The sequence below is a fragment of the Sphingomonas sp. AP4-R1 genome (assembly GCF_013113735.1).
Taxonomy (GTDB): domain Bacteria; phylum Pseudomonadota; class Alphaproteobacteria; order Sphingomonadales; family Sphingomonadaceae; genus Sphingomonas_I.
Genome location: NZ_CP053346.1, coordinates 1,210,672 through 1,233,373, shown reverse-complemented (window position 1 = coordinate 1,233,373; position 22,702 = coordinate 1,210,672). Strand labels below are relative to the sequence as shown.

The following is a 22,702-nucleotide window of genomic DNA, read 5'->3' as shown; positions in this document are numbered from 1 at the left end:
ACGGATCCGCTCACGCGGATGGCGGCACCGGCACGCTGCGAACTAAAATCCCGCCGCAATCTCCTTGAGCGGCACGGAGGCATCCGCCAGCTTCGCCGGATCGAGTACCGCGCCGCTCACCACCAGAGCGCGGCCCTGCACATAATCCTTGGTGGCGTTCACGCAGTCGAGCGCGATCACCTTGCCGTCCTTCAGATAGATCAGGCTGAAGCTGCGGCTCGCCGGATCGCCGCGCTCGATGACCTGATCATAGCCCATCGACAGGCCCACCGTCTGCAGCCGCAGATCATATTGGTTGGACCAGAACCACGGCACCGCATCATAGGCCACGTCGGCGCCCATGATCGTCTTGGCGACGACATTGGCCTGATCGTTCGCATTCTGCACCGATTCCACGCGGATCATCGCCCCGTCGGCGAAGCCGTTGCCATGGAGCGAGCAATCGCCGATCGCGAAGACATCCGGCAGGCTGGTGCGGCACTGCGCATCCACCTTCACGCCATTGCCGCCCTCGGCCCCCACCGCCAGCAACGGTGCGACCGCCGGGATGATGCCGATGCCGACGATCACCATCTCGCACGGCAGAACCGTGCCGTCGTGCAGCCGCACGCCCGTCACCTTGTCGTCCGCACCTTCGAGGCAATCGACCTTCGCGCCCAGCCGCACGTCCACGCCGTGCGCGCGATGCTCGGCCTCGTAGAAGCGCGAGAGTTCCTCGCCCGCCACGCGCGCCAGCACGCGGTCCAGCGCCTCCAGCAGAATCACCTGCTTGCCGAACTTGGCGAGCACGGCCGCCGCCTCCAGCCCGATATAGCCGCCACCGATCACCACGGCGCGCGTCACGCCGTCCAGTTCCTCCATCATCCGATCCGCGTCGGCGCGCGTGCGGACGGTGTGGACGCCGGCCAGATCATGCCCGCCGCAGCTCAGCGTGCGCGGCGCGCCGCCGGTCGCCCAGATCAGCGTGCCATAGCCGATCACGGCGCCCTCCTCGGTCGTCACCGTGTGCGCGGCCGGGTCCACCGCCGTCACGCGCTGCCCCAGCAGCATCGCGATCCCGCGCTCCTCCCAGAAAGCGGGCTGGCGGATCAGGATGCGCTCGAACGCCTTGTCGCCGGCGAGATAATCCTTGGAGAGCGGCGGCCGTTCGTAAGGCAGTTCGGGCTCGTCGCCGATCATCGCGATCGTGCCCTCGAACTTGGTCTGGCGCAGCGCGATCGCCGCCTGCGCGCCGCCATGGCCGGCGCCCACGATCACCACATCATATGCCTGCGCCACGCATTCCTCCGCCCGAAACCTGCAAACCCTCACAAGCTCCGGGGACGGACGGTGTCAATCGGCGGGCTCGGGACGCGCCCGATCGGCCCACAGCCGCGCGGCTCCCCGAAGGGATGTTTCACTCTCGATCGGGGAAGGAATTTTTCCCGGACAAAGCCGGGAAAAAATGGTGCCCAGAAGAGGACTCGAAGCACCTATCTAAGCTACTGGATATAAATGGATAATTTCCGTCGATTTCGATGTGGTCCCCAAGTGGTCCACCTTTCCTCAGATTCGAGTCCTTAAAAATCTCGGCTCCGAGCTCCGAATTCGGCATCTCTGAAATCATGCGATTCGCCCCGATCGAACGCCGCACCGGCGTCCGATGCTGATGCTACTTTTCGACATTTGGGCCGCGCTGGCCAATCATTAACGTCAATCGCTGGTGCCCGTATTCTGAAAAAATCACTCGCCCGGGCTCCATTGATCGCGCGTCAGATTCGTTCCGTCTCAAGATGCCGACTTGCTCACAGATCGATCGCGTCCGTTAGGAAAGTCTTAACCATGGTGAACAAAATGACGGCTTCCGTTAACGGAGGAAACGACGCTCATGGCACGTCAAGGCGCACCTGACGGGAAGTTTCTTGTCGATCGGCTGAGAGAGCGTGCAGCCCGCCATCGGACTATGGCGATTACGCTTTCGTCGCGTCGGGACGCGGGCATCGTCTTAGGGGAGGCTGAGCGTGCCGAGCGGGAAGCCGATCGTATCGCTGCAGGGCTCGACGGTAAACTGCTAGGACTCGTTGTGCCGACGCCATTCCACGAATATGTCCGTGGGTAAGTGCGCGCCGGTTGTCTCATCAACCCAAGCTCCGCCAGCTGTTGGTGTCCACCTCACAAGATGCTCTACACCCTCGACCCGGGTGCACACGGTAATGACCCTTCCATCTTTGGGCGCTTTGGTCATAGGCCATCGACGCATCGTTTATTCCAAAAATAGCCTCATGGCATTTTGGAGATGTTGATTTCCGCAAGCAATCACGGTTTCCGTTAACCATATCCGGTTGGGAATGAAGCAAGAGGGCCATAGAGGCTGTCGGCCTCCTGCTCGATCCTACGGTGCATCATTCGTCGGATGCGCAGGGAGGCCGCTTGATAGCCCTGCCAGTCGGCGACGATAGAAGTAGAATTCCAAACTACCACATGTTCGCTTGAAGTTTCCCGCTTTGCCAGCATTTCTCTTGATAGCAGATTGATTTTCTCCAGCAGATCTTGATCGGCTGTCATTTTGAGGTGTGGATACACCTTTTCAGTAATGAACCGTGATCGTTCCGAGCTAGCTTTGCTGATTCGTAGGCGAGCCATCGCCAAGATTGTCATATCAGGACAAGGCTTGCTTGTGACTTCGGCCATCTCAGTCAAGCATTCGAGTAGACGGCAATGATGCGACTTCAGTTCTTCAAGAAGTGGGTTGTGATAAACCGGCATCCCTCGGCGCTATCGCGGCTTGGTGTAGATTGAGTTAACCGGACTGCGAGGAAGCCGATTGGCATATGTTTCTTATACGAAAACAGCTTTTCCCAGTCATTCGATAAAGCCTTGTCGGTCCATCTTGTCACCTGCCTCGCGTTCGGCTGGTTTGCCGATTGGAGCAGCCACCGGTCGGATTTAAACGGCTTTCCAAGTGATGATGCCGAATTCCCCTCAAATCGCGCAGGCCACACCAAACGGAACCATGCCGAGATTCTGAGCCAGCAAGTGAAAAGATTTTCGCGTAGAAAACGGCAGGCAGGGAGCGCGGCACGAGCCGAGTGATGTGTTCCGGAATGGCCTACAGAGCCGTTCCGGCAACCTTGCAAGAGATGGCGCCGGCGAGGGCGAGCCGAGAGACGGCGGTGCTCATGAGCGCGAACCTTCGGCTAAAGCCAACGCTTAAAACATGCCGACACTCCCGATTGGCGCCGAGAGTTACGGATCGGCTTACCGCCTCCCGGTTCACCGCTACGTTCGAGACCGATCGTCACCCGAAAGTGCAACGCAAGGCCTCGTGTGGATGGCCGCGAGAAACTTCGGCGTCCGTCCGGTCATGTGGAGGGCCGGCATATAGACGGCTTCCGCATAGGAGGTCCGGCTACCTTCGACCCCATTGCATTGAGCGATCGCACCATCGGCCTCGCACGAGAGCGCGCGATCCGGACGAACGCGATTGGCTTTACCAAGCCGGCCCAGAAGTCTTCGAGACGCGGGAGCCTATCGGCAGCAGGCGTCTTGACAGTCTCGGTTTTGGAGTAGGCAGTGACGTAGCGGGCGATGATGCCCGGGGCTTGAAGATTCAGCACGGCGGCTGTGACGGTTCCAACCATGAATGTACCGACGACGAGTCATTCTGACAGGAGGTCAAATACCAGGTAAACTGGCCCGCCTGTTACGGCTGTCGTGTTGATCTGTTCGGGGTTGAGATAGGCTCATCGTGGCCCGCGGACCATTCCGGCGGAGGTGTACTAATCCCGCCCAGATCGATGATGGCCTGATCAATGTAGAGCGCCGCCTTCATCTCGCCCAGCGCGTCGGCATTGTCGAGCGTCACCGACAGGTCGCCGATGAGGGATAGCACCTCCTCCGACCGTGCAGACCCGGGGCCGGCTTTCTCACCTAGGCTAGCATAGGCTGCGGCGCGATTCAGATGACGGGAGCGGCGATCATTCGTTCGGCAGCCTGCTGCTCGCTCGAGTTCCCGAGCTGCAAGCTGTTCGTAGTCGAGTCTCAGCAACCTTGTCGTCATGAATACTTCTAACCGGTCGCCGAAACCGGAAAGTCGGTCAGGGGTGTTGCAAGAACGATCGGCTTGAAAAAGGGGCTCATCTGGCGCCATGCGATCAATACGCCGGGCCGAAGGCCGGCTGACAGGCTGATGGAGCGCAACGACATTATCGCGGACCCAGGCGTGGAGAAGATTGACGGTCACGACGAACCGCCCCCCGAGAGGCGGCGCGTCGCTGGGCCTCGTGGGTTCCAAGCATGGCGCGGCGCCAGGGTATATTGATGTCATCGCCTTATGAGTACAAAATGCATTTTTCTCAGCTTCTCGCGCCTTGAAAAGACCGCTCCTAGCTGCCGCTGCTGGGCCTTGATCGGAAGCAAAAGCATTCGAGTGACCGCCATTGACGGGCACAGGAGCCTTAAGCGGTGAAGAGGGTAACCTAGCATCTGATATGATGCCGGATTATCAATCAAGAGGCCAGCGTACCCCTAAAAGAGGCCTCCAATTGGGTCGTTGCGACAAATAGTAACTTTTCCCAGTCGAAACGGCGACCATGTCCAAATCAATGATACGCCTTCTTTCTTTTTGACGGTCGATACGCGCCTACACGATCTCCATTTTGCTGCCACGCTAACGCAGCTCCCGCGTCGCATATGTCGGAAGCATTCGGCCTTCAGATGCTCTCATCATCGGCCGTCGGACCCGCAAGGCCAACAGCTGCGTTGGTATCAGGTTCAGAAATTGACAGGAAGCAGCGATGACGACGGGACACCAATCCACCCCGCCTTCGACAGATACCGGCGCTTATTCCAATGCGATGGCGGACGAAAACGACACGGCGCTCAAACCCAAGAAAACTGCTCCGTCAACCGACGATGAGGCTAACCGCCAAGGCACGACGGAAGAAGATCATGGTGAGCACGGAGCGGCTGATGAACAAGCGACTAAGGCACCGCGCTCGATATAAACTATACAGCACCCCCAAATTTCTGCCTGATTCGCTCAACAGATACCCATGCAACATTCATGCATAAAATTTAATTTATAGAATGTCGCTATTTAATTCATTAGCTATTTCATATGGAAACGAGATAATAATTTGTTCCGGAGGCATGACTTAAGTACCAGCGCCTCGCGACCGCTATTTTGATGCAAAAAGTAAAGCCTGCGCTTTAACGCTGCCTATTCGTCGACTTTCAGCTGCGCGAAATATTTGGCGTACTGACCGGCAGTCGCCACATAGCTAAGAACTCTTTACTCGTTTTACGAAAAAAATGGTTCCAGCTCGCCAAGCGTTTCATGAGGCTTGTCGGATCGAAGCCGACAACGGATTCGAAAGCGACCACTTCACACAGGTAGATTGAGGCGGGTCGAGCGATGGAAACGCCCGACCCAACTCGGTTACTCAGGCAATCCGAAGTTTTTGGGTTTGCCAAAATCGGCAGCCCCGCCTTGCGCTCCCATTCCGCCTTGATGGCTAGCGTCAGCATCGTCGACAGCGCTCGCCATTGCCTGACGACGGCGAAGCTCGACCCTCTGCTCCTCCGTCAGCGTCGCGTCATTAACTCCGTTCTCACTGGGACCTCCGGCGGCAGCGCCCGCTTCGGAGGCGCGGTTAGCAAATGCGTCATCTGGCATGGTGACTTCCTCTCTTATCGTCTGAACCGCCTTGATGGGCGATCCGCTGGTGCCTGCCACTACGAGCGGGCATTGGCTGGTTATTGGTATCCGCCGCCCTTGCGCTCCTCGGCGGCTTCCTCCTGAACTTCCTCCATCTCGGCGGATTCGTTGTTACCTGCGGGGTCAGCATTGTCGTCGTCCGCGTCGTCGGCGCTTTCTGGATTGGTCGACGGCTGACCGCCGTCGTTGGCGCCCTCAACCGCGATGCCATCAGCCGCCTGCTCTTCGAGTTCGGAATTGGGAATCATGGCAGTTCCTTTCCTGGGGACTATCCAAACGAACGAACGCGGCACCAAGGCCCTGATCGGCAACAATAATTTGGGGCAATTCTCAGCAATGGATTTCCGCGGTGTGACCGCCGAAGCAATGGCCCCGCGAACCCGCAAGTTAGATCCGTTTATTGAGAAAATCGGCGACCGCCTGAGCACTGCTCCCGGCCGCATCGACTGCCTCAGCCAATCGCTCACGGCTAACTCGGAATTTCTTCGTCCAATAGGCAACCTCATGCTCCTCGCCCATGGCGATCCGGCTACGATCCTGGGCACCTCGGTTTTTCAGATTATCGGCCATTGAGCACTCCTATCTAGAAAGCATCGAACGCGTCCCTGCGGAAAAGGACTCTCTTGACCGCTCGCGGCCCCACTCACCTCGATAAGCGATCAGGTCCCATGCGCCTCGGTCGGGTGTTCTAACATCCTGTGATAAGGAATGTTTTATGCCTGCGGTCCTTATCCGAATGCAAAGTCGAATGGTGATCGCAACGATAGTCAACTTGACGAGAGCGTCGGAACCGATGGCGGCCCCACCGATCAGGACGGAGCTGAGGCCTTTTACGATGTGCAGGAAAGGTCTCCTACAATCGCGCAAAGGAGTGAGAAGCATCACCACCGGCGACGACGATTTCACGAAAGGGAAGGTGCGGCGAGTATCCAAACAACGGGCTAGACGCCGACCAAACTCAGAAGCCCGCGGACGGGCAGGGCGGCGAGGACGAAAGCAGCACCAATCGCGGTGGCGATGACAGCCGGCTGCACGAAGATCAGAAAGCGCCATCGCGTCCAGCGGCTGAGCCGGAAAAGGATGATGGTGCGGCTTGATAATTCGATGTTGCTGGTGGGGGTGAAATTAAGTTGGCTCGGCGGGAAGTTTCGTACGCTGGCGGTGCGGCTGGTGCGGCGATCTGATCTTAGATTGCCGGAGCGTCCAATATAGCCCACCGGGGGTCTCGCCGCCTGACCGAGCTAGCCAGCGAACATTGCAGGTTCACGTCGATGGCGCGGCGAGCCTTCCGGACGATAGGTCGTCCCATCGGACCACATGTGGAAAAGCCGGATCGCTAACTTGCGCGCCAGCGCGACACGCAGCTTTGAAACACCGAGGATGCGGTCATAGTGACGCTTCTGCTCTTGAATAAGCCTGCTGCCCGCCGATCGGCTCCGGCATGCATTATACAGGGGCCTGCGGCTCTAATAGGCCTTCCGGAGTCGCGCCGCCCGACGGGCATGGCGTAGCTTCTTCGTATTGCCAAGCTGAACGCCGAAGCGAACCGTATGGCATTCAAAGGCGGCGCCCCGCAGCGCGCTTGGCTGCTGCGAGACGCCTGGGACCGGACGGCATCCCCTCCCAACCCGGTCTTGCGGCGCCGATAGCCCCGGCGCGGGCCAAAAAAAAGAGCCAGCTCGAAAGCCAGCTCGGAAGTCTAGGAGAGGATGCCTGAAAGGCACACTATGGATGACGTATACGTCAAAGATACGCAATCACATTTGTGCGGTGCAGCGATCAAGTTTTATGGGTGTTCTAGCGCACCGAGGTTTAGCCGAAGTGACGGTAGCCGCCGCGCTCGGCGACACACCCTTCGATCTGACCTATCATATATCCGTCCATCCAAGCAGATCGTAAAGTTGGCTCTGCTAAATCGAGCTTACATTCGGCAGATTTGTTTTCGAGCGCGGTTTGCCGGCCTGCCTGGAAAGTGGCGCGAACCTGCATTAGATCTTGCTCTCGGTCCACTTCAGCCCCCTTTCCCGACATCGGCGCTACCTGCCATAGCTAGGACGCTTACGCGCGATAATAGCGGCGAGCGCGGCGTTGTGCTTCGAGGATCTCCGATGACGTGAGCAGGTCCGCCACATCGGACCGCGCTGCCACAGCGGATCTGTCGCCGCCGAGAACAGCGAGATTGAACCACTTATGAGCCTCGATCAGATCGGCCGTTTCGCCTACAGAACAGGCTAGACCACGATCATAATAAAGCGACGCAGCAGCATATGGGGCCTCGCCCCCCGCGAACATATTTACGAACACGGCCATACCTCCGAGCAGAGAAGGACAGTGCTGCTCTAAGCCGCAATGGTTAACGAGAACCTTCGATTAGCGACTTACTAACCGTGTTTATTGAAGCCTTAACCGGTCACGCAAAGCGCCGCTCACGAGCATAACGGGCACGATAATCATGACCGCGGGTAACACGCAGACCGAGCAATCCAGATCGATCGACCGCCATCTGCCAGCATAATCACTCGTCCACACTGATGTCGTAGCGAGCGCACGCCTCGTCGGCCGACAGCAAGCTGCCTGATGTGCACCGCTGCGATCACTTGCGCCTTTCGGCGTGGCGTCCAGCGGGGCGTTGCAGGATCAGGCAGGCTGTCCATCGTCAGCGCTTCGCCGTCCGGTCGGGCCACATAGGCCGGTCGGTTTGTAAACACGTCCCCATCAAATCTCCGCGTCATCCACGTGAACGAAGCGCGAGTCGCGGCCTTGAGGGGCGAAGCGGCAGGCTTCTGCTCTTTTCTCCAGTCGGAGCCGATCAGGTTGCCATCAGGGCAATGAGGAAAATGCGATGGGCACTCCCAAAAGCGACGCGCGAAGTCGCCCGTTTGCGATTATGGTTGCGATAGCACGACCTACGGCCCTTGTTGGCGTCCGCCTCTCTCGCTCATCCAAAAACGACTTTGAACGGAGCGCCGGCGGCAACAATTACCGGCGCAGGTGCACGCAACTCTTCCTCTGAAGCGCCGCTCTTCGTCACGGCCTCAGCGACCTCAGCATCGATGGACGCTCGTACGTTCTTAGACAGCGCTTTCAGAATCTGGGAAAATTGCGCGCACGCGAGATCCAGCGGGACGGACGAGCCGGCAACACCGAGCCACAGGTTTGAGATGGCACTGTCGATCGCCTGCTCATCGACAGCCGGGGGCGCTACCTCGAAGCCGGGGACGGTCCCTCGCGCCAGAATCACTAGCTCGCATTCGAGATCGTCACCTGGCTCGATCGTTGTAAACTGATCTTCGTCACAGCGAACGAACATCAGCGAGCCAAACAAAGCCTCGGATGCCCCGCTGCGATTGGCGATGGCAGGTATACGCTGGCTGATGTGATCCATCGCAGTGCGCATCAGCCGAGCCTGCGTCGCAAGTTCCAGGAACGCCGCCGTAGCCGGACTATCCGGCCCTGGCATCGCGGCCATTGCGTGACGGACCAGATCTACCTGGTCCACAATCGACCATGCGTCCGCAAAGATCATGGCGGCCATCGAAGGTGAGACATCGTGGGGGTCAACCGCCATGCAGAGCGCACGAAGGCGCCCGAGCGCGTGAACCATGATGTCGTGGCAGTGGACATGAACGTCGATCCGCAGCCGCTGCTTGGCCTCCATGATTGCTGGAAGGCGCCGCAGAATGTCATCGGCAGGTATCGGGCGGATGATCATTTAGTCGATACCGTCGCTAACAGCCAACAGCTTCTGCTTAAAGACGCGCTGACCGGCCGCGTCGAACCGATCACGACGGTGGTGGGCTCGGCGAGCGGCGAATCAGGCATCTTCAATATCTTATGACGATCATCGCGCCGGTCTAGCCCCATAGAGCGTCGCGAATGTGGGCTCCTCTGCGCGCTGCCCACGCAATGTAGGAATTTTCGGCATAAGGGCGCGGTGCCAGCCGCTGTTGTTTCCCCCCTAAATAGCTGACAGGGCCTCGCGGGTTGTCGCGATGAACTCGCGAGGTGATCTGTAGCCGAGGGCGCGGTATGGATGCACCTTGTCATAGTGGGCGAGCCACGCTGGCAGCTGCGCGATGACGGTCTTGGCATCAGGCCTAAGGTTCGCGCGGACGTCGTCGCGCTTGAAGGTTAGGACGAACCCCTCTCACGTCCCAAAATGATCAGCCCAAGATCTGCTCGCGACCTTGTTCTGACAGCGTTTTGCTAAGCAGCTCGATCAACGTTGCTATCGCAATATTTTTGACCAAGCGAGACAATGCTATCGATATCATTCGCGTTCACCGGCTTGCTAAAAAGGAAACCCTGAAGATAGGTGCATCCAGCTCCGACCAACGCGCGCATCTGCTCTTCTGTCTCTACGCCTTCCGCGACGACACCCATGCCGAGACTTCCTCCCAGGCCGACAACGGCCTGGACGATCGCTCGGGAAGCGCGAGACGTCACAATTTTATCGACGAAGGATTTGTCGATCTTCACCTTATCAAAGGGGAAACGCTCGAAGTAGCTTAGTGATGAATAGCCGACCCCAAAGTCATCCATCAGTATCTGAATTCCCAACGCCCGCAAGCGCTCGAGTTCTGCGAATGTCCGGTCGACGTCGCGAATCACGAGACCTTCTGTGACTTCGAGCTGAAGCCGGTTGGGTACCAAACCAGTTTCCGTTAGCACTCGTTCTACAGTTTCGGAAAGATTGCCGGCTTGAAATTGCAACGGCGACAAGTTGACAGCCACGCGCAGATTTTCCGGCCAGCGGGTGGCATCGCGGCAAGCCACGCGCAACAGCCCAGTACCGAGCGTCTCGATCAACCCGCATTCTTCTGCCAGAGAAATGAATATGTCGGGAGGTATCGGGCCTTTTACAGGATGCGTCCACCGCGCCAGCGCTTCAACACTTGTGATCGCGCCAGTGACCGCCGATACTACCGGTTGGTACGCGAGGGTGATTTGCCCGTCAAAGATCGCCTTTCGAAGATCCCCTTCGAGAGCGCGGCGATCGCGCGACGCTGTGTCCATCTCGGGATCGAACAAGCATATTGTTCCCCGCCCCTCGATCTTGGCTCGGTACAATGCAAGGTCGGCACGTTGCCGCAATTCGCCGACCGTCGCGGCCTCAACGGATGGCAAAACGATCCCAACGCTGGCGCCACAATAGGCGATAACCGAACCGGCCGTGAAAGGCTCGGCGAGCTTCCGATTGATTTGCCGCCCGACCTCGCACGACCGCGTTGCAGAAGCATCCCCGATCAATATAATCGCAAACTCGTCACCTCCCACTCGAGCTACGAGATCCTTGGGCCCGACTAACGACCGAAGTCGGTCTCCCACCTGCGCTAGAACCTGATCGCCTACAAGATGCCCGAACTGGTCGTTGACGGCTTTGAAGCGATCCAGGTCGATACTCAGCAGAGCGAAGGGAATTTGCTCGCAACTGAGCTGGCGCAAGCGATCGACATAGCTACTGCGGTTGGATAACCCAGTGAGTGAGTCATTGAACGCAAGCTGGCGAATTTTTGCTTCCGTCCGCAGTCGTTCCCGCTGATCTCGGACCGCGATCACCGTCTGCATTTTATGCCCAAGTGCAAGCTCGCAGCGCAGGACACGGACCGGTACGGGCCGCGACGTTCGCATCACCAAGTCGATTTCGCGTTCTTCGCGTTCGGGGAGCTTCGAAAAATCCATAGTGGGGAAAAGTGCGTTTAAGGCGACGCCAGCGAGCATTCCCGGGTCGTAGCCGGCCAGTTGCTCGATACTGCTGTTGGCGGCGACAATCACGTCCGACTGGCAGATAAGCAAACCCTCCAGCGCGACGTCAGCCAGTTCGCGGAGCCGACGCCGATCTTGGCGGAGACGAGCGATCGCTGCTAAATCGAACCGCCATCCGAGCAAAGCCAGCGCGATAAGAGCAAGCGATATACCCGCCACTACTGGTGTTATAGCCGCCGGCGAAACAGCTGTTGACGGAAAAGACCTGGATGGGTCGAAATGCAGGCTCATGGCCGCCATCCCACAAAAATGCAGTATGGCGATCGAAGCCAGCAACAGCGGCGCAGCGCAGCGCCTCAAGGCCTGAGATCTGCTTGCTGCAGCCACCATCCCGAGGCCCGACAGTGGCAAACTGATTATGATCGACGGGATTACCAGTCGAAGATTCCAGCTAACATATCCTTCGACGAGGTAGGCGGCTTGCCCCACATAGTGCAGAGTGGTGATGCCAAGACCTAGTACCAAGCCAGCTAGAAAATGGGCCCAAATCTGGCGTGCATTGATCGACATCAATACCCCCGCACCGATGCCGACGATAGCGGATGCCAGCGAAGCCGCTGTTAAGACAGGCTCGAATGCCGATGGCATTCCTGGATTGAAGGCGAGCAATATGATGAAATGGGTCGCCCATGCCGTGCAGCCGCTCGAGATGATGCTCACCAAGCTCCAAAGCGTCCGGTTGCCACCTTTCGCCCTCGCCGCATGATGGGAAATAGCGAAAGAGGCATAGACGCCGATCGCGCAGATAGCAGCCGCGAGGGCCATCAGCCGTAGATCGTGCATAGTGAATATGCATCTTGAAACAGTGGCGAGCGAAGTAAGCATTCCCGCTGCGTAGCGAAAACATCTTAACAATCTGAATAGCCCCGGGTTTTTCGGAGTTTGTGGGATGTGAGTTACGCTGCCGTATCAAGGTTTCTGCGGCAGCAGAATATTGCTCTTCGGCTTTGACAGGCGAGATGTTGCCGATGGGTTCCAGCAGGCGGCGATGCCTGAACCATTCGACCCATCCGAGTGTGGCATATTCGATCGCCTCGAAGCTCCGGAGAACACTCAGCAGCCGCTATTTTGCGCTGTGCCCGGGACGGTTGAGATCGCGGCCCACTATCCTTCGCCAGCTGTCCGGGTCCGCTTTCACCATCATGTCCTGACCCGCGTGCCACATATCGGTGCCGAGCATGCGGGCCGCGATCCGTTCGGGTATTGCCCAACTGACCGGAAGCGACCGCGCGATCGCACCCGGCAGGATCGAAAACAGTAGCATGCCGGAGACGCCGAATGCGATCCGGTTGCGCCGCAGTTCGCGATCCTGCGCGTCGGCGTTTCGAGCCCGCGCGATCAGCCCATCGATATGGCTGACGCTGGCATCCATGCCGTTGACTGCGCGCTGAAGCAGCTGTCGATCCGCTTCCCGATGGGTCATCCCCGCGTCCGCGATGCCACGACCGACCTTCTCTGGCGTCAATTGCAGCGCGGGCTGCTTGGCTATCGATCGTGCCCAGTCCGTCAGGACATCCAATCGCTTGGACAGCTCCTCGAGGCTGGGCGTGTAATCAGACTGCGAAATGCGCTCGTCCGTCAATCGCTCGATCGCGCGACGCAGCAGACTGATCTCTCCACGCAGCTCACCGAACGCATGCTCGGCGAGGCTGGCATCGGGTCTGGGCGTGCTGTCCTGGTCCATATTTCGATAGCTACCGCCCAATCCCGCGATCACGCGAGAGGGTGATCCAATCTTGGATCGAGTGGGATAACGAGGCCCCCTCGCGGGCGTGGATTCCGAGGCTCGGAAGCCGCTTTTTGACCAACGACTCGGCCTGGGCATCCCGCTCCAGACTCTTGCCCAGCGCGTTCATCTGTTGGCCGATCGCCCGAATGCCGGCTTCATCACCGGCGTTGCGGATCCTATTGTAAGCCTTCGCCAGCTTTTGCCAGTCACCCACAAAGCGGTCGGCTCGACGCTCCGGGCTGACGCGCATTTCCGCCTCCAGCACCATCGCGCGCAAGGCTGCGGTCGTCCGGCCCCGCGCCGCTTCGCCGATCAGCTCGCCATCTCGCACGAAAGCTTCGCGAAGATCATGCGCCCCATGGGGGCGCACCGCATTCAGCGCATCACGCGCTTTCTCGAAAGCAATGCGCTGATGGGCCAGCTCTGCGTGGCCTCCCTTCCGCATCCGAACGATATCCTCGGTGGCACGCGCGAAGCGCTGGACCGCGCTTTCCAGACCGACCGGCTGCGAGAGCGACACCGGCCCAAGCGCTGGGAGCAGCACGTCGTCGAACATGCCGCGTGTGGGCGCGGACGAAACCGGCCGCAAATCAAGGCCGGCAAACGGGTCACGCACGAGCGCGGGCTTCGCTTGCTCCGAAGCTGGAAGGCGTATCTGCCGATGGTCGGCAAAGTCGCGGGTGTAATCCGACGCCATGTCCTTGGCCCGCTCCCGCCCCAGCGTACGGGCAAGCTCACTCCGATCTGAGAAGTCATCGCGACCATAATGAAGCTCGACGACATCACGATGTCGCGACAGCGCGACATAGGCAGCATGACGATCGAGCCCGGGCGTCGCCAACACATGCACGCGGTCAACCGTGACGCCCTGCGACTTATGGATCGTGGCGGCATAGCCATGATCAAGATCGGCATAATCCTTCATATCGAAGGCCACGGAACGCCCATCGTCGAGCAGAACCGCCATCCGTAGCTGGCTCACGCTCTCGACGGTCCCAAGCGATCCATTCTTCACGCCGAGACTTCGCTCGTTGCGCAGAAACATGATCCGGTCCGCAGGCGCAAATGACCGCTCGCCCCGCTCGGTACGGACGACCACCTCCTTGCCAAGCTCCCCGGCCTTCCTCAGCCGATCCCGGGCTGCCAGGTTAAGCGTCCGGACTTCGTCATTGGTGTGGGTCAGGATCATGTGGCTTTCGCCCGGAGCCGCGCGCCGATCACGATCCCAGCGGTCGATCAGATCGACGCGCGTTGCCTCGCGGGTTTCTGCTGCGTGGACGTGGCCAGCTGTGTCGTAAGCCTGGATCGCCTCCGCTGTCCGCCCCGTCGCCAGCTGGCGCGTGGCCTGCCGCTGCCAGTCCTCGCGCTGACGCCGAACCTCCATGATCTCGACACCACCATGCCGCTCATGGATCGACCGAAACGCAGCCCCCGCTTCGATCGCCTGGAGCTGCTCGGGGTCGCCAACCAGCACAACCTTGGCACCGCGCCTTTCAACCTCAGCGATCACCCGCTCCATCTGGCGGGTGCCGATCATCCCGGCCTCGTCGAGCACAAGGACATCGCGCGAGCCGAGCAACTCCCATCCCTGCTCCCACTGGCGCTCGAGGCTCGCGATCGTGCGCGAGGAAATGCCCGATCCGCTCTCGAGATTTTCCGCAGCGATGCCAGACAAAGCCGCTCCCTGTACGCGATAGCCGGATGCCTCCCAGGCCTCACGGGCAACGCCGAGCATCGCCGACTTGCCGGTACCGGCATAGCCGACGACAACGCTAAGCCCGCGTGCATCCGTCATGCGCTCGAATGCCGCGCTCTGTTCCGACGAAAGCACCAAACCTCTTGTCGCAGCACGCGCAAGGGCCGCCTCACGATGACGCTCCTCCACACCGTAATGGCGACGCGCATCCAGCCGGACCGTCGCGGCCTCGAGCCGCTGCTCGGTCTGCAGCATATCCCGACTGGTGAACCGATCCTCCCCGCGCCCGTCGCGACCAATCCTCACGATCTGCGGCGACGCCTTTACCGCCGCCATCACCTTGTCGAACTGCTCTCTTCCTTCGCTATGACGATGGACGATCCGAGCCAAATCCCGCGTCGTGAACGTGGCTTGCCCGTGCGTGATCGCGTCGATCGCCAGGCTCGGGCTGGCGAGGATCTTCTCGCCATTGGCGCGCGCGATCGCGGCATGCTCGTCGAGCCGTTCAGAGGCGAGCCCCTGCCCTGCCATCCGTGACGCGGCCGGCCCGATCTTGTGCTGTGGCTCGAGATCGATCCCCTGAGCTTCCAGGCTACGATGATCGATGCGCGCCTCGATATCGAGTTCAGCGAGCCGGGCGTTCACATGATCGGCCCAAGCCTCCCGCCAATGCTCGAGCAGATCGGTGCGGTTCCAATCGCGAACCTTGGCGCCGAACCCGTCCTCGCTAACGCTGCGGGTGGCCACCATCACATGCGCATGCGGCCGGGCTTCACCATCAGCGCCTACATCCCAATGCACGTTGAGATCGGCGACCATCCCGCGCGCCACAAACTCCCGCTCGACATAGTCGCGGGCAAGCCGGATGCCTTCTGACTGATCCATCTCGCGCGGGATCGCGAACTCTACCTCGCGGGCGAGCTGCGCGTCCTTCCGTAACTCCGCAGCTTCGGCGGCATTCCAGAGCTTTTCGCGGTCGTGCCATTCCTCCGGCGCCCCGTCCGGGAGCATCACCTCGGAGTGGATCACGCCGGCCTTATTCGAGAAATCGTGATGGCGGTCGAGGCGCTGGTTGTGCAATCGCGATGCCGAGCGATAGGCAGCCGCCGCCAGCGCAGACGAGCCAGAGCCCCTCGAGATCATCTTCGCCGAGAAATGGTAGATCGCCATCGCGATCGTCCATCTACACTTCAAGCAGCACGTCGGCACGACGTATAAGCGCGCCCTCAAAAGATTTCATCTTCTTCGGGACGATATCGTCCCACTCTATTTCACACCATTGCCGCTGATCGACAGCGACGATAACTGATCTGTCCTTCACCTGCACGGAAGGACAGATCATGCGAAAACCCCGCAACTATGACGACGACCTAAAAGCGCTCGCGGACAAAGCGCGCAAGCTGCACGCCCGCAAGGTGCAGCAGCTGGGCGAACTGGTGATCGCGACCGGCGCCGATGCGCTCCCGGTCGAGGTTCTGGCCGGCGCGCTGATCGGCGCCGCCGCGGCCAAGGATGCGGGCGTAAAGGAGGGCTGGCACGCGAAGGGCGAGGCCTTCTTTCAAGGCGCGCGCAGAGATGCGGGCGGCGATCGTTCAAGTCACCCGAAGCCTGCGCCGGACAATCGCGATGCGCTATCGTCTGGAAGCGAGCCGGGCGCGTGATGATCGTCGCGCGTGGATCGTGAAGCGGCGCGAGCGCACCCGCCTGCTGATCGAACTGGGCGGCCTCGTCACCAAGGCCGGCTTGGTCGAACTAGCCGACGACGATCGCGCGGTATTGCTCGGTCTGCTGGTCGAGGCCGCAGCAAAGTTGCGGACCGAAGAAAGCCAGCAACAGATCCTGCTCTGGCGCCGGCGCGGGAAGCGCGCGTTCGAGGCACGAGATGCGGCGGATCCAAAGGATCCGCCGCCCTGATCAGGTCTTGGCCTTCTGCGCGCGCGGCTTGCGTGCAGGCTTGGCAGTTTCCTTAGGGGTCGTGCTGAGGTGCGCAACGGCAGCAGCTTTTGCGGCGGCAATCCCGATCGTCTTGCGAGCGGTCTTCACCGCCTTCACGACGGGCGCGGCAACCTCCTCGACGATTTCCTTCGGCTTGCGGCCAAGGCCAAAGGATTTGGCCAGCGCGCTGCGCTGCTCGGTATAGCTCGGTGCGACCATCGGATAGTCGCGCGGCAGGCCCCACTTCTCGCGATACTGCTCGGGTGTCATATCGAACTTGGTCCGCAAATAACGCTTCATCGTCTTCAGCTTCGCGCCATCCTCGAGGCAGACGATATAATTAGGCTTCACCGAGGACCGGATCGACACGGCCGGCGCCTTGGCAGCAGCGGGTTCGTCGATGGGCTTCCCCAGATTACTGAGCGCGTCGTGCACGGCGGCGATGAGCTCTGGCACGGCGGTGGTCGCCACATGATTGTTCGCGACATGAGCAGCCACGATGTCGGCGGTCAGCGTAAGAAGCGCGTCGTCTGCCAAATCTTCCTCCATTTCGGATGAACCCACCTTAGCGCGCAGCAAGGTGCTGTCGAGCAGTCGCGCGAGAGCACAGCGTATGGCCCGCCAGTCATCAAGACCTGCACAGCAGATCGAGACCAATGATCGCCTAGATGTGTTGCTGTAGCCTTCGCAGATCGGCAAGGATCAATTGCTCCACCACGCCCTCATAGCCGATCCGCGTAATGAGCTCGAGCTTCTGAATAACAGCAGCAACATTTGGTGCCGGCGTATGGTAGAAAGCCGTCGCGGCATCGGCGAGCTGGCCGCCGAAAATGCGTTCATCCTCATAGGCTTTGTCGACAATCGCTTTCGCCTCAGTCTCAGCGAATGTCGATGCGCGCTCTTCGTCTTTTCGGATCGCAAACCAAACTTGCTCTGCTTTATTGAGCGCCTTCTGGATTGGATCGAAGCGCGCTTCTGCCGCGTGCAGATGAGCGAGCGCTTTCGTCCAGGCATCGTCGGTATCGGAAGGGTGCGAGAATGAACGGCTTGCATGGGCCATGATCGCCTCCGGTTCGCATCCAGCGGTGAGCGGGGTGGCGATGGAGGATGCGGCACTATCCCAACGCTCCCGCGCGCTGAAGCGCGGGAGCCGGGGCTGGTAACATGCTCGCACATGCGCCTGCGCTTTTAGCCGCAAGCGACCTGGACATATGCACAGGCACCCCGGCGAGAAGCTCTCTCACCGAAGTGTCGTTGCGAGCGGGATTACCAGTCCCGGCGCCGCCCTTTTTGCAGCGCACACAAAGGATATGCCTCGCGTAGGCGTGAGGCAAGCCACCCGGCCTGGTGCTGCGCTTTGCTGTAACGGAGGCAGCGCGCGCCCAATCGTAAAAATGGGGTCTTTCTAGGGTCTTGAGATAACTGTCTGGGGTCTCTCGAGCCCGACGGCCTTGCACATAATCAGATCGCACCAATGATGTGCGTGCACCACCATACAGAGCCGTAAAACGCGGTGGACCGCCGTAATGGTGTTGGCGGGATGTCGGTGGGAGCATTGGCTGGATCGGGTGCAGCCCGATCGAGATCTCAAGTCGTGGAGACCTGCATGTCAGACCATTCCGATCGGTTCCTGAGAATTGGGCGCGTTCTCGAGCGCACCGGGCTATCTCGGTCGACGCTTTACCGAAAGGTCGAGGCAGGCGCGTTTCCCAAGCAGATCGCGCTGAGCGAACGCTGCGTGGGGTGGCGAGAATCCGCCGTCGAAGAATGGATGCGAAACCCAAAGTTCTATAGTGTGGGGGATGCTGGCTGAACCAGCCTCACGCTCACCCTCGCATCTCTCAGCCGGGCGTGGGATGCTCGTGCAGCTCGTGACGCCGCAGCGTTTGTTATCCGGACTACTTGTGCTGTGAGACCATAAGTAGCCTTCCTCCCCTACTCGTTCCCATCGGACGTCGATGCGCTATGTGCGTCGGGGTAGTGACAATGGCGACCTGCGGTCGCGTCTCCGCGAGATCGCGCTTGAACGTCGGCGCTTCGGCTACCGGCGGCTGGGGATCATGCCGGCACGCGAGGGGCCGGTCATGAACCACAAGAGGCTGTGCTGCGGCTGTAACGCGAGGAGAATCTGCGGGAGCGCAGACGGCGCGGTCGCAAGCGTGCGATGGGCACGCTAGCATCGATGACGTTACCGTAACGTCCGAAGCGGCGATGAAATCCGGCAGATGCAGAGGCGCCGCCGCTCTAAATCAAGCTTCAGCCTCGTTCGCTTCCGGCGCGGATCCCGTCTCGGTATCTACTTCGGTCGAGGTGCCCAGATGAGCGGCGGCCGCTGCTTTTGCGGCAACCATGCCAAGTGTCTTGCTCGCGCTTTTCGCTACCTTCGCAACGGGCGCTGCATCGTCTTCGACAACCTGCTTCGATTTGCCGCCAAGGCCGAAGGATTTGGCCAGCGCGCTGCGTTTCTGAGTATAGCTGGGTGCTACCATCGGATAGTCGCCCGGCAGGCCCCATTTCACGCGATATTGCTCGGGCGTCATATCGAAGTGCGTCTTCAGATAGCGCTTCAGCACCTTCACCTTCGCACCGTCCTCGAGGCAGACAATATAGTCCGGCTTCACCGAGGACCGGATGGAAACAGCCGGTGTCAGCGCGGCGGATTCTTCGGCAGGTTTGCCCAGGCTGCTCAGCGCGCCGTGCACCGCCGCGATCAGCTCGGGCACGGCATGGGTCGTCACCTGATTGTTTGCTACGTGAGCAGCCACGATATCAGCGGTCAGCGTCAGAAGCGCGTCGTCTGCCAAAATGATCTCCGTTTCAACCAATCGATCTATGGCGCCCGCGATCTCTGTCGAGTGAAACGCTCGAAGTACCGAAGTTGCACCCCTGCCCATCAAACGATGTGAGAGGGGATGACGTTGCAAATAATAGAAAAAAGAAACGCTTTCGACGAATCAAGCTCGGTGGCTCGCACCTTGAAGCTGCTCGAGACGCTCGGCGCACAGCGCCGCCACGATATCGCGCAAGGTTGCGATCGATGCGGCTAGCGCGTCGAGATCGTCGGCGGTGATCTCGTAATTTGCCGAATAGCGAGCCTCCACATAAGCGCGCTTCAGCCGTTCGAAGCGAGCACGGTCCCGCCGTTCCGCGCGCGGCCAGGCTTTAACCAGACGCGACTCCTTATCCTCGGCAAGCGAACGCAGGAACTTGATATTGTGAGAGCGTGGAAAATAGAGCGTGTGAACAAGAAGGTAGCAGATGTAGCCGCGCTCGGCGGATTGGTGGAGGTCAAAGGCGGCGGCTTTACGCCACTCAACGTCAGCTGATCTCTCGATCGAGATTTGCGCCTTCTCGATCCACACATCCAAAGCGTGTAGCCATTGATCGAAATACCCCTTCGCCATTTGATAGGCATCGGCCTGGGTAAGGAGCATGGGCGTCGCCAGCGGATGACAGGGTAATTCGTAGAGTGCGATCCCGTCGCGAGCGATATCGGCCCAGAAATATTCGCCACGCCGGAGCGCCGCATTCACCTCGTCCAGCGAGTGGACGATCAAATTGACCGGCCGTCCGACCGCCGCATCGCGCGCGATGCGGTCTTCCGCGAGATACCAGTAATCTGCGATGTCGGTCAGATCCTCATGGCTGACGACCACGAGCAGATCGAAATCAGACTGGTAGCCATTGTCGGGCTCGTCGACCCAGTCGGTGCGGGCATAGGATCCGAACAGTATGATCTTGTAGATCCGGCCGCCGCGTTTGTGCGGCTGGGTTGCCGTCGCGATCGCTTTGTCGAACTCCTCCAGCAGAATCGCGCGGATATGATCGAGCTCGGTCTGTTGCCGCTCGGGAAGATGGTCGAGGTCGCTCCGCATCGTTCCGCACCCTAACCGGAGGAAAGGCCGTGCAACAGCCTCGCCGAAGATCCGACGAGGCTGCTGTCGTCATCGTCGAAGCCACGCGACCATCCGTCGCCGAAGAGGCGGTTTGCAGTGTGCAGAGGCCAGCTCGTCCATCGTTCGAAACAGGATCAGCAGGCCCGCGGTGAACTCCCGCTCGACTCGCCGGATGCTCAGCCCCGTTCGGGCCGCGATCTCCGGATAGGTCAGACCATCGATGCGGATGGCGAGGAAGGTCGCCCGCTGTCGCGGCGTCATCCGGGCCAGCGCCTCTTCCAGGCGATCAGCCGTCGAACTCTGAGGCGCGCTCACGACACAGCCTTCGGCACGAAGGCCAGCAGATAGTCGGCAGCCTTGCTTGCAGCGCTCGCGGCGCGGAAGATCGCCTTCTCGTCTTCGCGCAGGACGGTCAGCCAACTGCCGATATAATCCGCGTGGCGAACCGTCGGCCGGGTCGAAAGCGACGCGCATGTGAAAGCGCTCGCCATCTCGGCTACCAATTCCTCGCGGGCATAATCGGCTTTGCCGAACGTATCGCGCTGATCACGGTCCAGGCGGCTGCGATGCCCGGTCCAGTGCCCCAGCTCGTGCAGGACGGTCCGATACCAGTTGATCGGCTCATGAAAGGCCGACATCGGCGGCACCGCGACGATGTCCGCTCCCGGGGAATAGAAGGCTTCCGGGCCCCCGATCCGAACAGCTGCCCCGCTTTGCGCGATCAGCGTCCCTACGCTTGGAATGATGTCACCTTCGGAAAGAGGCTCGGGCGCGGCCGTCATCGCCTCGGGCAGGCCGTCGCATTGATCGATATGGAAGAGGGTGAAGCGCTTCAGGAAGGCAATCTGCCGGGCGTCCCGCTCCTCCTCGCGGGCGCGCAAGCGCTCGTCCTTCGGAGTGAAGCGGTCCGCATAGCAGACGGTCGTGCCCTGTTCCCCGCGCCGGACATTCCCGCCCACGGCTTGCGCCTGCGCGTAGGTCAGCCAACGCTGGGAGCTGAAGCCTCTTTCGATAGCCGCGGCCCACAGGATCAGGATATTGATGCCTGAATAGCGACGTCCGGTTCCCGCATTGTGTGGCATCGCGCAGGCACAAGGGGCGCTGTCCCATGGCTGCACCCAGGGCACCCTGCCCTCCTCCAGCTCGGCGATGATCGTGTCGGTAACGTCTGCATAGAGGCTCTGGCGGTTCGTCTGGTCGGTCTTTCCCATGTCCTTCACTCCAAACACCGCAACCGGCGCCGGAATGGCGGGTGGGCGGCAGGAGCGGACCGACAGTCCCGACGACGAAGGCAGGCTGCACCCTCCGGGGTCCCCGTCACGCGCGCGTGACGGGGTGGATCAAGGGCTGGAACGGAGTGGAAGACACGGGCGTAGCCCGGTTGTGGCCTGCCGCGGCGGGACTACAGGGCAGCGACGCCCACCCGCCAGATCGATGCTGGAGGCTCAAGCGCCATCGCGCCCGCGCGATGACCGCAGGGCCGGAGCCATGCCCGGCCCCGCGTCAGCGATCGTAATCCGGAGGGACCGAGACGCCAGCAGAGCGACTCGGCAGAGCGAAAGCGGCGTAGAGCGCGGTCCTGCCGCAGGCGGGAGACGCCCCTGCTCGCTTGTTCTTGCTCGTAACCACCCAGCCTGGGGGAGGCCAATGGGCGCTGAAAAGCCGCAAGCGGCCGGCAACGTATTAGTCGCCCTTGCGCCCACCGCCACCACAGCAAAGCTGGGCGCGCCAGATCAGATCAACACGAACAGGATCATGCCATGACCGATCGTCCAGACTGTATCTTCCGGATCAGGACCGTCCTCAAGCGGACCGGGCTCAGCCGCTCAAGCTTGTATCGCAAGATGCAGAGCGGCGCGTTCCCACCCAGCGTCCGGATCAGCATCCGCTGTGTCGGCTGGCGCGAATCCGCCATCGACGCGTGGATGCAGAACCCGATCTTCTATGAGGAGCCTCACCGATAGCGGCATCAAGGCTGTGAC

Annotated in this window: 23 protein-coding genes and 3 pseudogenes; 7 read left to right on the top strand and 19 right to left on the bottom strand. The window is 60.4% G+C overall.

The window, feature by feature from the left end; genetic code table 11:
• Positions 1–42 precede the first annotated feature (42 nt).
• The 3 genes from HL653_RS06025 to HL653_RS06015 form a co-directional block, all read right to left on the bottom strand.
• Positions 43–1,278, bottom strand: coding sequence for an NAD(P)/FAD-dependent oxidoreductase (locus HL653_RS06025; RefSeq protein ID WP_171743718.1), 1,236 nt, complete (start codon positions 1,276–1,278; stop codon positions 43–45).
• A 1,029-nt stretch (positions 1,279–2,307) separates the two neighbouring features.
• A complete protein-coding gene (locus HL653_RS06020) occupies positions 2,308–2,745 on the bottom strand; it encodes a hypothetical protein (RefSeq protein ID WP_171743717.1) in 438 nt (145 codons plus the stop codon).
• 937 nt (positions 2,746–3,682) lie between these two features.
• Positions 3,683–4,222: a hypothetical protein gene (locus HL653_RS06015; protein WP_171743716.1), complete on the bottom strand. Its 540-nt coding sequence runs from the start codon at positions 4,220–4,222 to the stop codon at positions 3,683–3,685.
• A gap of 553 nt (positions 4,223–4,775) precedes the next feature.
• Here HL653_RS06015 and HL653_RS06010 point away from each other — a divergent pair.
• Entirely contained in the window at positions 4,776–4,985 is a 210-nt protein-coding gene (locus HL653_RS06010; protein ID WP_171743715.1) for a hypothetical protein, read from the top strand.
• 229 nt (positions 4,986–5,214) lie between these two features.
• Here HL653_RS06010 and HL653_RS06005 read toward each other — a convergent pair whose 3' ends face one another.
• From HL653_RS06005 to HL653_RS05980, 6 genes and pseudogenes are all read right to left on the bottom strand, one after another.
• Positions 5,215–5,508, bottom strand: a complete 294-nt coding sequence (locus HL653_RS06005) for a hypothetical protein (protein ID WP_171743714.1) — start codon at positions 5,506–5,508, stop codon at positions 5,215–5,217.
• Positions 5,509–5,736: 228 nt separating this feature from the next.
• Positions 5,737–5,946 carry a hypothetical protein gene (locus HL653_RS06000; RefSeq protein ID WP_171743713.1) on the bottom strand — a complete coding sequence of 70 codons (210 nt, stop codon included), beginning with the start codon at positions 5,944–5,946 and terminating at the stop codon, positions 5,737–5,739.
• Between the two features lie 139 nt (positions 5,947–6,085).
• On the bottom strand, positions 6,086–6,217 hold the full coding sequence (locus tag HL653_RS05995) for a DUF3606 domain-containing protein (protein WP_253717992.1): 132 nt from the start codon (positions 6,215–6,217) through the stop codon (positions 6,086–6,088).
• Between the two features lie 422 nt (positions 6,218–6,639).
• Positions 6,640–6,915, bottom strand: a complete 276-nt coding sequence (locus tag HL653_RS05990) for a hypothetical protein (RefSeq protein ID WP_171743711.1) — start codon at positions 6,913–6,915, stop codon at positions 6,640–6,642.
• A gap of 1,193 nt (positions 6,916–8,108) precedes the next feature.
• Positions 8,109–8,430: pseudogene (locus HL653_RS23945) on the bottom strand (DUF1153 domain-containing protein).
• 206 nt (positions 8,431–8,636) lie between these two features.
• Positions 8,637–9,233: a hypothetical protein gene (locus HL653_RS05980; protein WP_171743710.1), complete on the bottom strand. Its 597-nt coding sequence runs from the start codon at positions 9,231–9,233 to the stop codon at positions 8,637–8,639.
• A 15-nt stretch (positions 9,234–9,248) separates the two neighbouring features.
• Between HL653_RS05980 and HL653_RS05975 the strand changes: the two genes are divergently transcribed.
• Entirely contained in the window at positions 9,249–9,536 is a 288-nt protein-coding gene (locus HL653_RS05975; RefSeq protein ID WP_171743709.1) for a hypothetical protein, read from the top strand.
• 120 nt (positions 9,537–9,656) lie between these two features.
• On the opposite strand, the pseudogene HL653_RS24110 reads toward HL653_RS05975, so the two are convergent.
• From HL653_RS24110 to traA, 4 genes and pseudogenes are all read right to left on the bottom strand, one after another.
• Positions 9,657–9,845: pseudogene (locus HL653_RS24110) on the bottom strand (integrase core domain-containing protein); the annotation flags it as partial.
• Positions 9,846–9,904: 59 nt separating this feature from the next.
• Complete coding sequence (locus HL653_RS05970; RefSeq protein ID WP_171743708.1) at positions 9,905–12,229, bottom strand: EAL domain-containing protein; 2,325 nt, start codon at positions 12,227–12,229, stop codon at positions 9,905–9,907.
• Between the two features lie 298 nt (positions 12,230–12,527).
• The gene (locus HL653_RS05960) at positions 12,528–13,181 is read right to left on the bottom strand and encodes a DUF6118 family protein (protein ID WP_171743707.1); all 654 of its coding nucleotides are present in this window, start codon (positions 13,179–13,181) and stop codon (positions 12,528–12,530) included.
• Positions 13,159–16,059 carry a Ti-type conjugative transfer relaxase TraA gene (traA, locus tag HL653_RS05955; RefSeq protein ID WP_171743706.1) on the bottom strand — a complete coding sequence of 967 codons (2,901 nt, stop codon included), beginning with the start codon at positions 16,057–16,059 and terminating at the stop codon, positions 13,159–13,161. Before traA ends, HL653_RS05960 begins: the two co-directional genes overlap by 23 nt.
• Before the next feature lie 170 nt (positions 16,060–16,229).
• On the opposite strand from traA, the gene HL653_RS05950 reads away from it, so the two are divergent.
• Positions 16,230–16,550: a conjugal transfer protein TraD gene (locus HL653_RS05950; RefSeq protein WP_171743705.1), complete on the top strand. Its 321-nt coding sequence runs from the start codon at positions 16,230–16,232 to the stop codon at positions 16,548–16,550.
• Positions 16,516–16,803, top strand: coding sequence for a conjugal transfer protein TraD (locus HL653_RS05945; RefSeq protein ID WP_253717593.1), 288 nt, complete (start codon positions 16,516–16,518; stop codon positions 16,801–16,803). Before HL653_RS05950 ends, HL653_RS05945 begins: the two co-directional genes overlap by 35 nt.
• Here the strand turns inward: HL653_RS05945 and HL653_RS05940 are convergent, their stop codons facing one another.
• Together HL653_RS05940 and HL653_RS05935 are read right to left on the bottom strand one after the other, a co-directional pair.
• The gene (locus HL653_RS05940) at positions 16,804–17,373 is read right to left on the bottom strand and encodes a MucR family transcriptional regulator (RefSeq protein WP_171743703.1); all 570 of its coding nucleotides are present in this window, start codon (positions 17,371–17,373) and stop codon (positions 16,804–16,806) included.
• A gap of 115 nt (positions 17,374–17,488) precedes the next feature.
• Positions 17,489–17,884 carry a hypothetical protein gene (locus HL653_RS05935; protein ID WP_171743702.1) on the bottom strand — a complete coding sequence of 132 codons (396 nt, stop codon included), beginning with the start codon at positions 17,882–17,884 and terminating at the stop codon, positions 17,489–17,491.
• A 480-nt stretch (positions 17,885–18,364) separates the two neighbouring features.
• Here HL653_RS05935 and HL653_RS05930 point away from each other — a divergent pair, with 480 nt between their 5' ends.
• On the top strand, positions 18,365–18,637 hold the full coding sequence (locus tag HL653_RS05930; protein ID WP_367613604.1) for a helix-turn-helix transcriptional regulator: 273 nt from the start codon (positions 18,365–18,367) through the stop codon (positions 18,635–18,637).
• Between the two features lie 184 nt (positions 18,638–18,821).
• Positions 18,822–19,018 (top strand): annotated as a pseudogene (locus HL653_RS24105) (IS3 family transposase); the annotation flags it as partial.
• Positions 19,019–19,073: 55 nt separating this feature from the next.
• Here the strand turns inward: HL653_RS24105 and HL653_RS05925 are convergent.
• The 4 genes from HL653_RS05925 to HL653_RS05910 all read right to left on the bottom strand — a co-directional run bounded on the left by HL653_RS05925 (position 19,074) and on the right by HL653_RS05910 (position 21,931).
• Positions 19,074–19,628, bottom strand: coding sequence for a MucR family transcriptional regulator (locus tag HL653_RS05925; RefSeq protein WP_253717591.1), 555 nt, complete (start codon positions 19,626–19,628; stop codon positions 19,074–19,076).
• Between the two features lie 150 nt (positions 19,629–19,778).
• Positions 19,779–20,699, bottom strand: coding sequence for a HEPN domain-containing protein (locus HL653_RS05920; protein WP_171743699.1), 921 nt, complete (start codon positions 20,697–20,699; stop codon positions 19,779–19,781).
• A gap of 69 nt (positions 20,700–20,768) precedes the next feature.
• Positions 20,769–21,035: a sigma factor-like helix-turn-helix DNA-binding protein gene (locus HL653_RS05915; RefSeq protein WP_171742658.1), complete on the bottom strand. Its 267-nt coding sequence runs from the start codon at positions 21,033–21,035 to the stop codon at positions 20,769–20,771.
• Positions 21,032–21,931, bottom strand: coding sequence for an ArdC family protein (locus tag HL653_RS05910; protein WP_171743698.1), 900 nt, complete (start codon positions 21,929–21,931; stop codon positions 21,032–21,034). Before HL653_RS05910 ends, HL653_RS05915 begins: the two co-directional genes overlap by 4 nt.
• A 549-nt stretch (positions 21,932–22,480) precedes the next feature.
• Here HL653_RS05910 and HL653_RS05905 point away from each other — a divergent pair.
• A complete protein-coding gene (locus tag HL653_RS05905; protein WP_171743697.1) occupies positions 22,481–22,684 on the top strand; it encodes an AlpA family transcriptional regulator in 204 nt (67 codons plus the stop codon).
• Positions 22,685–22,702 lie beyond the last annotated feature (18 nt).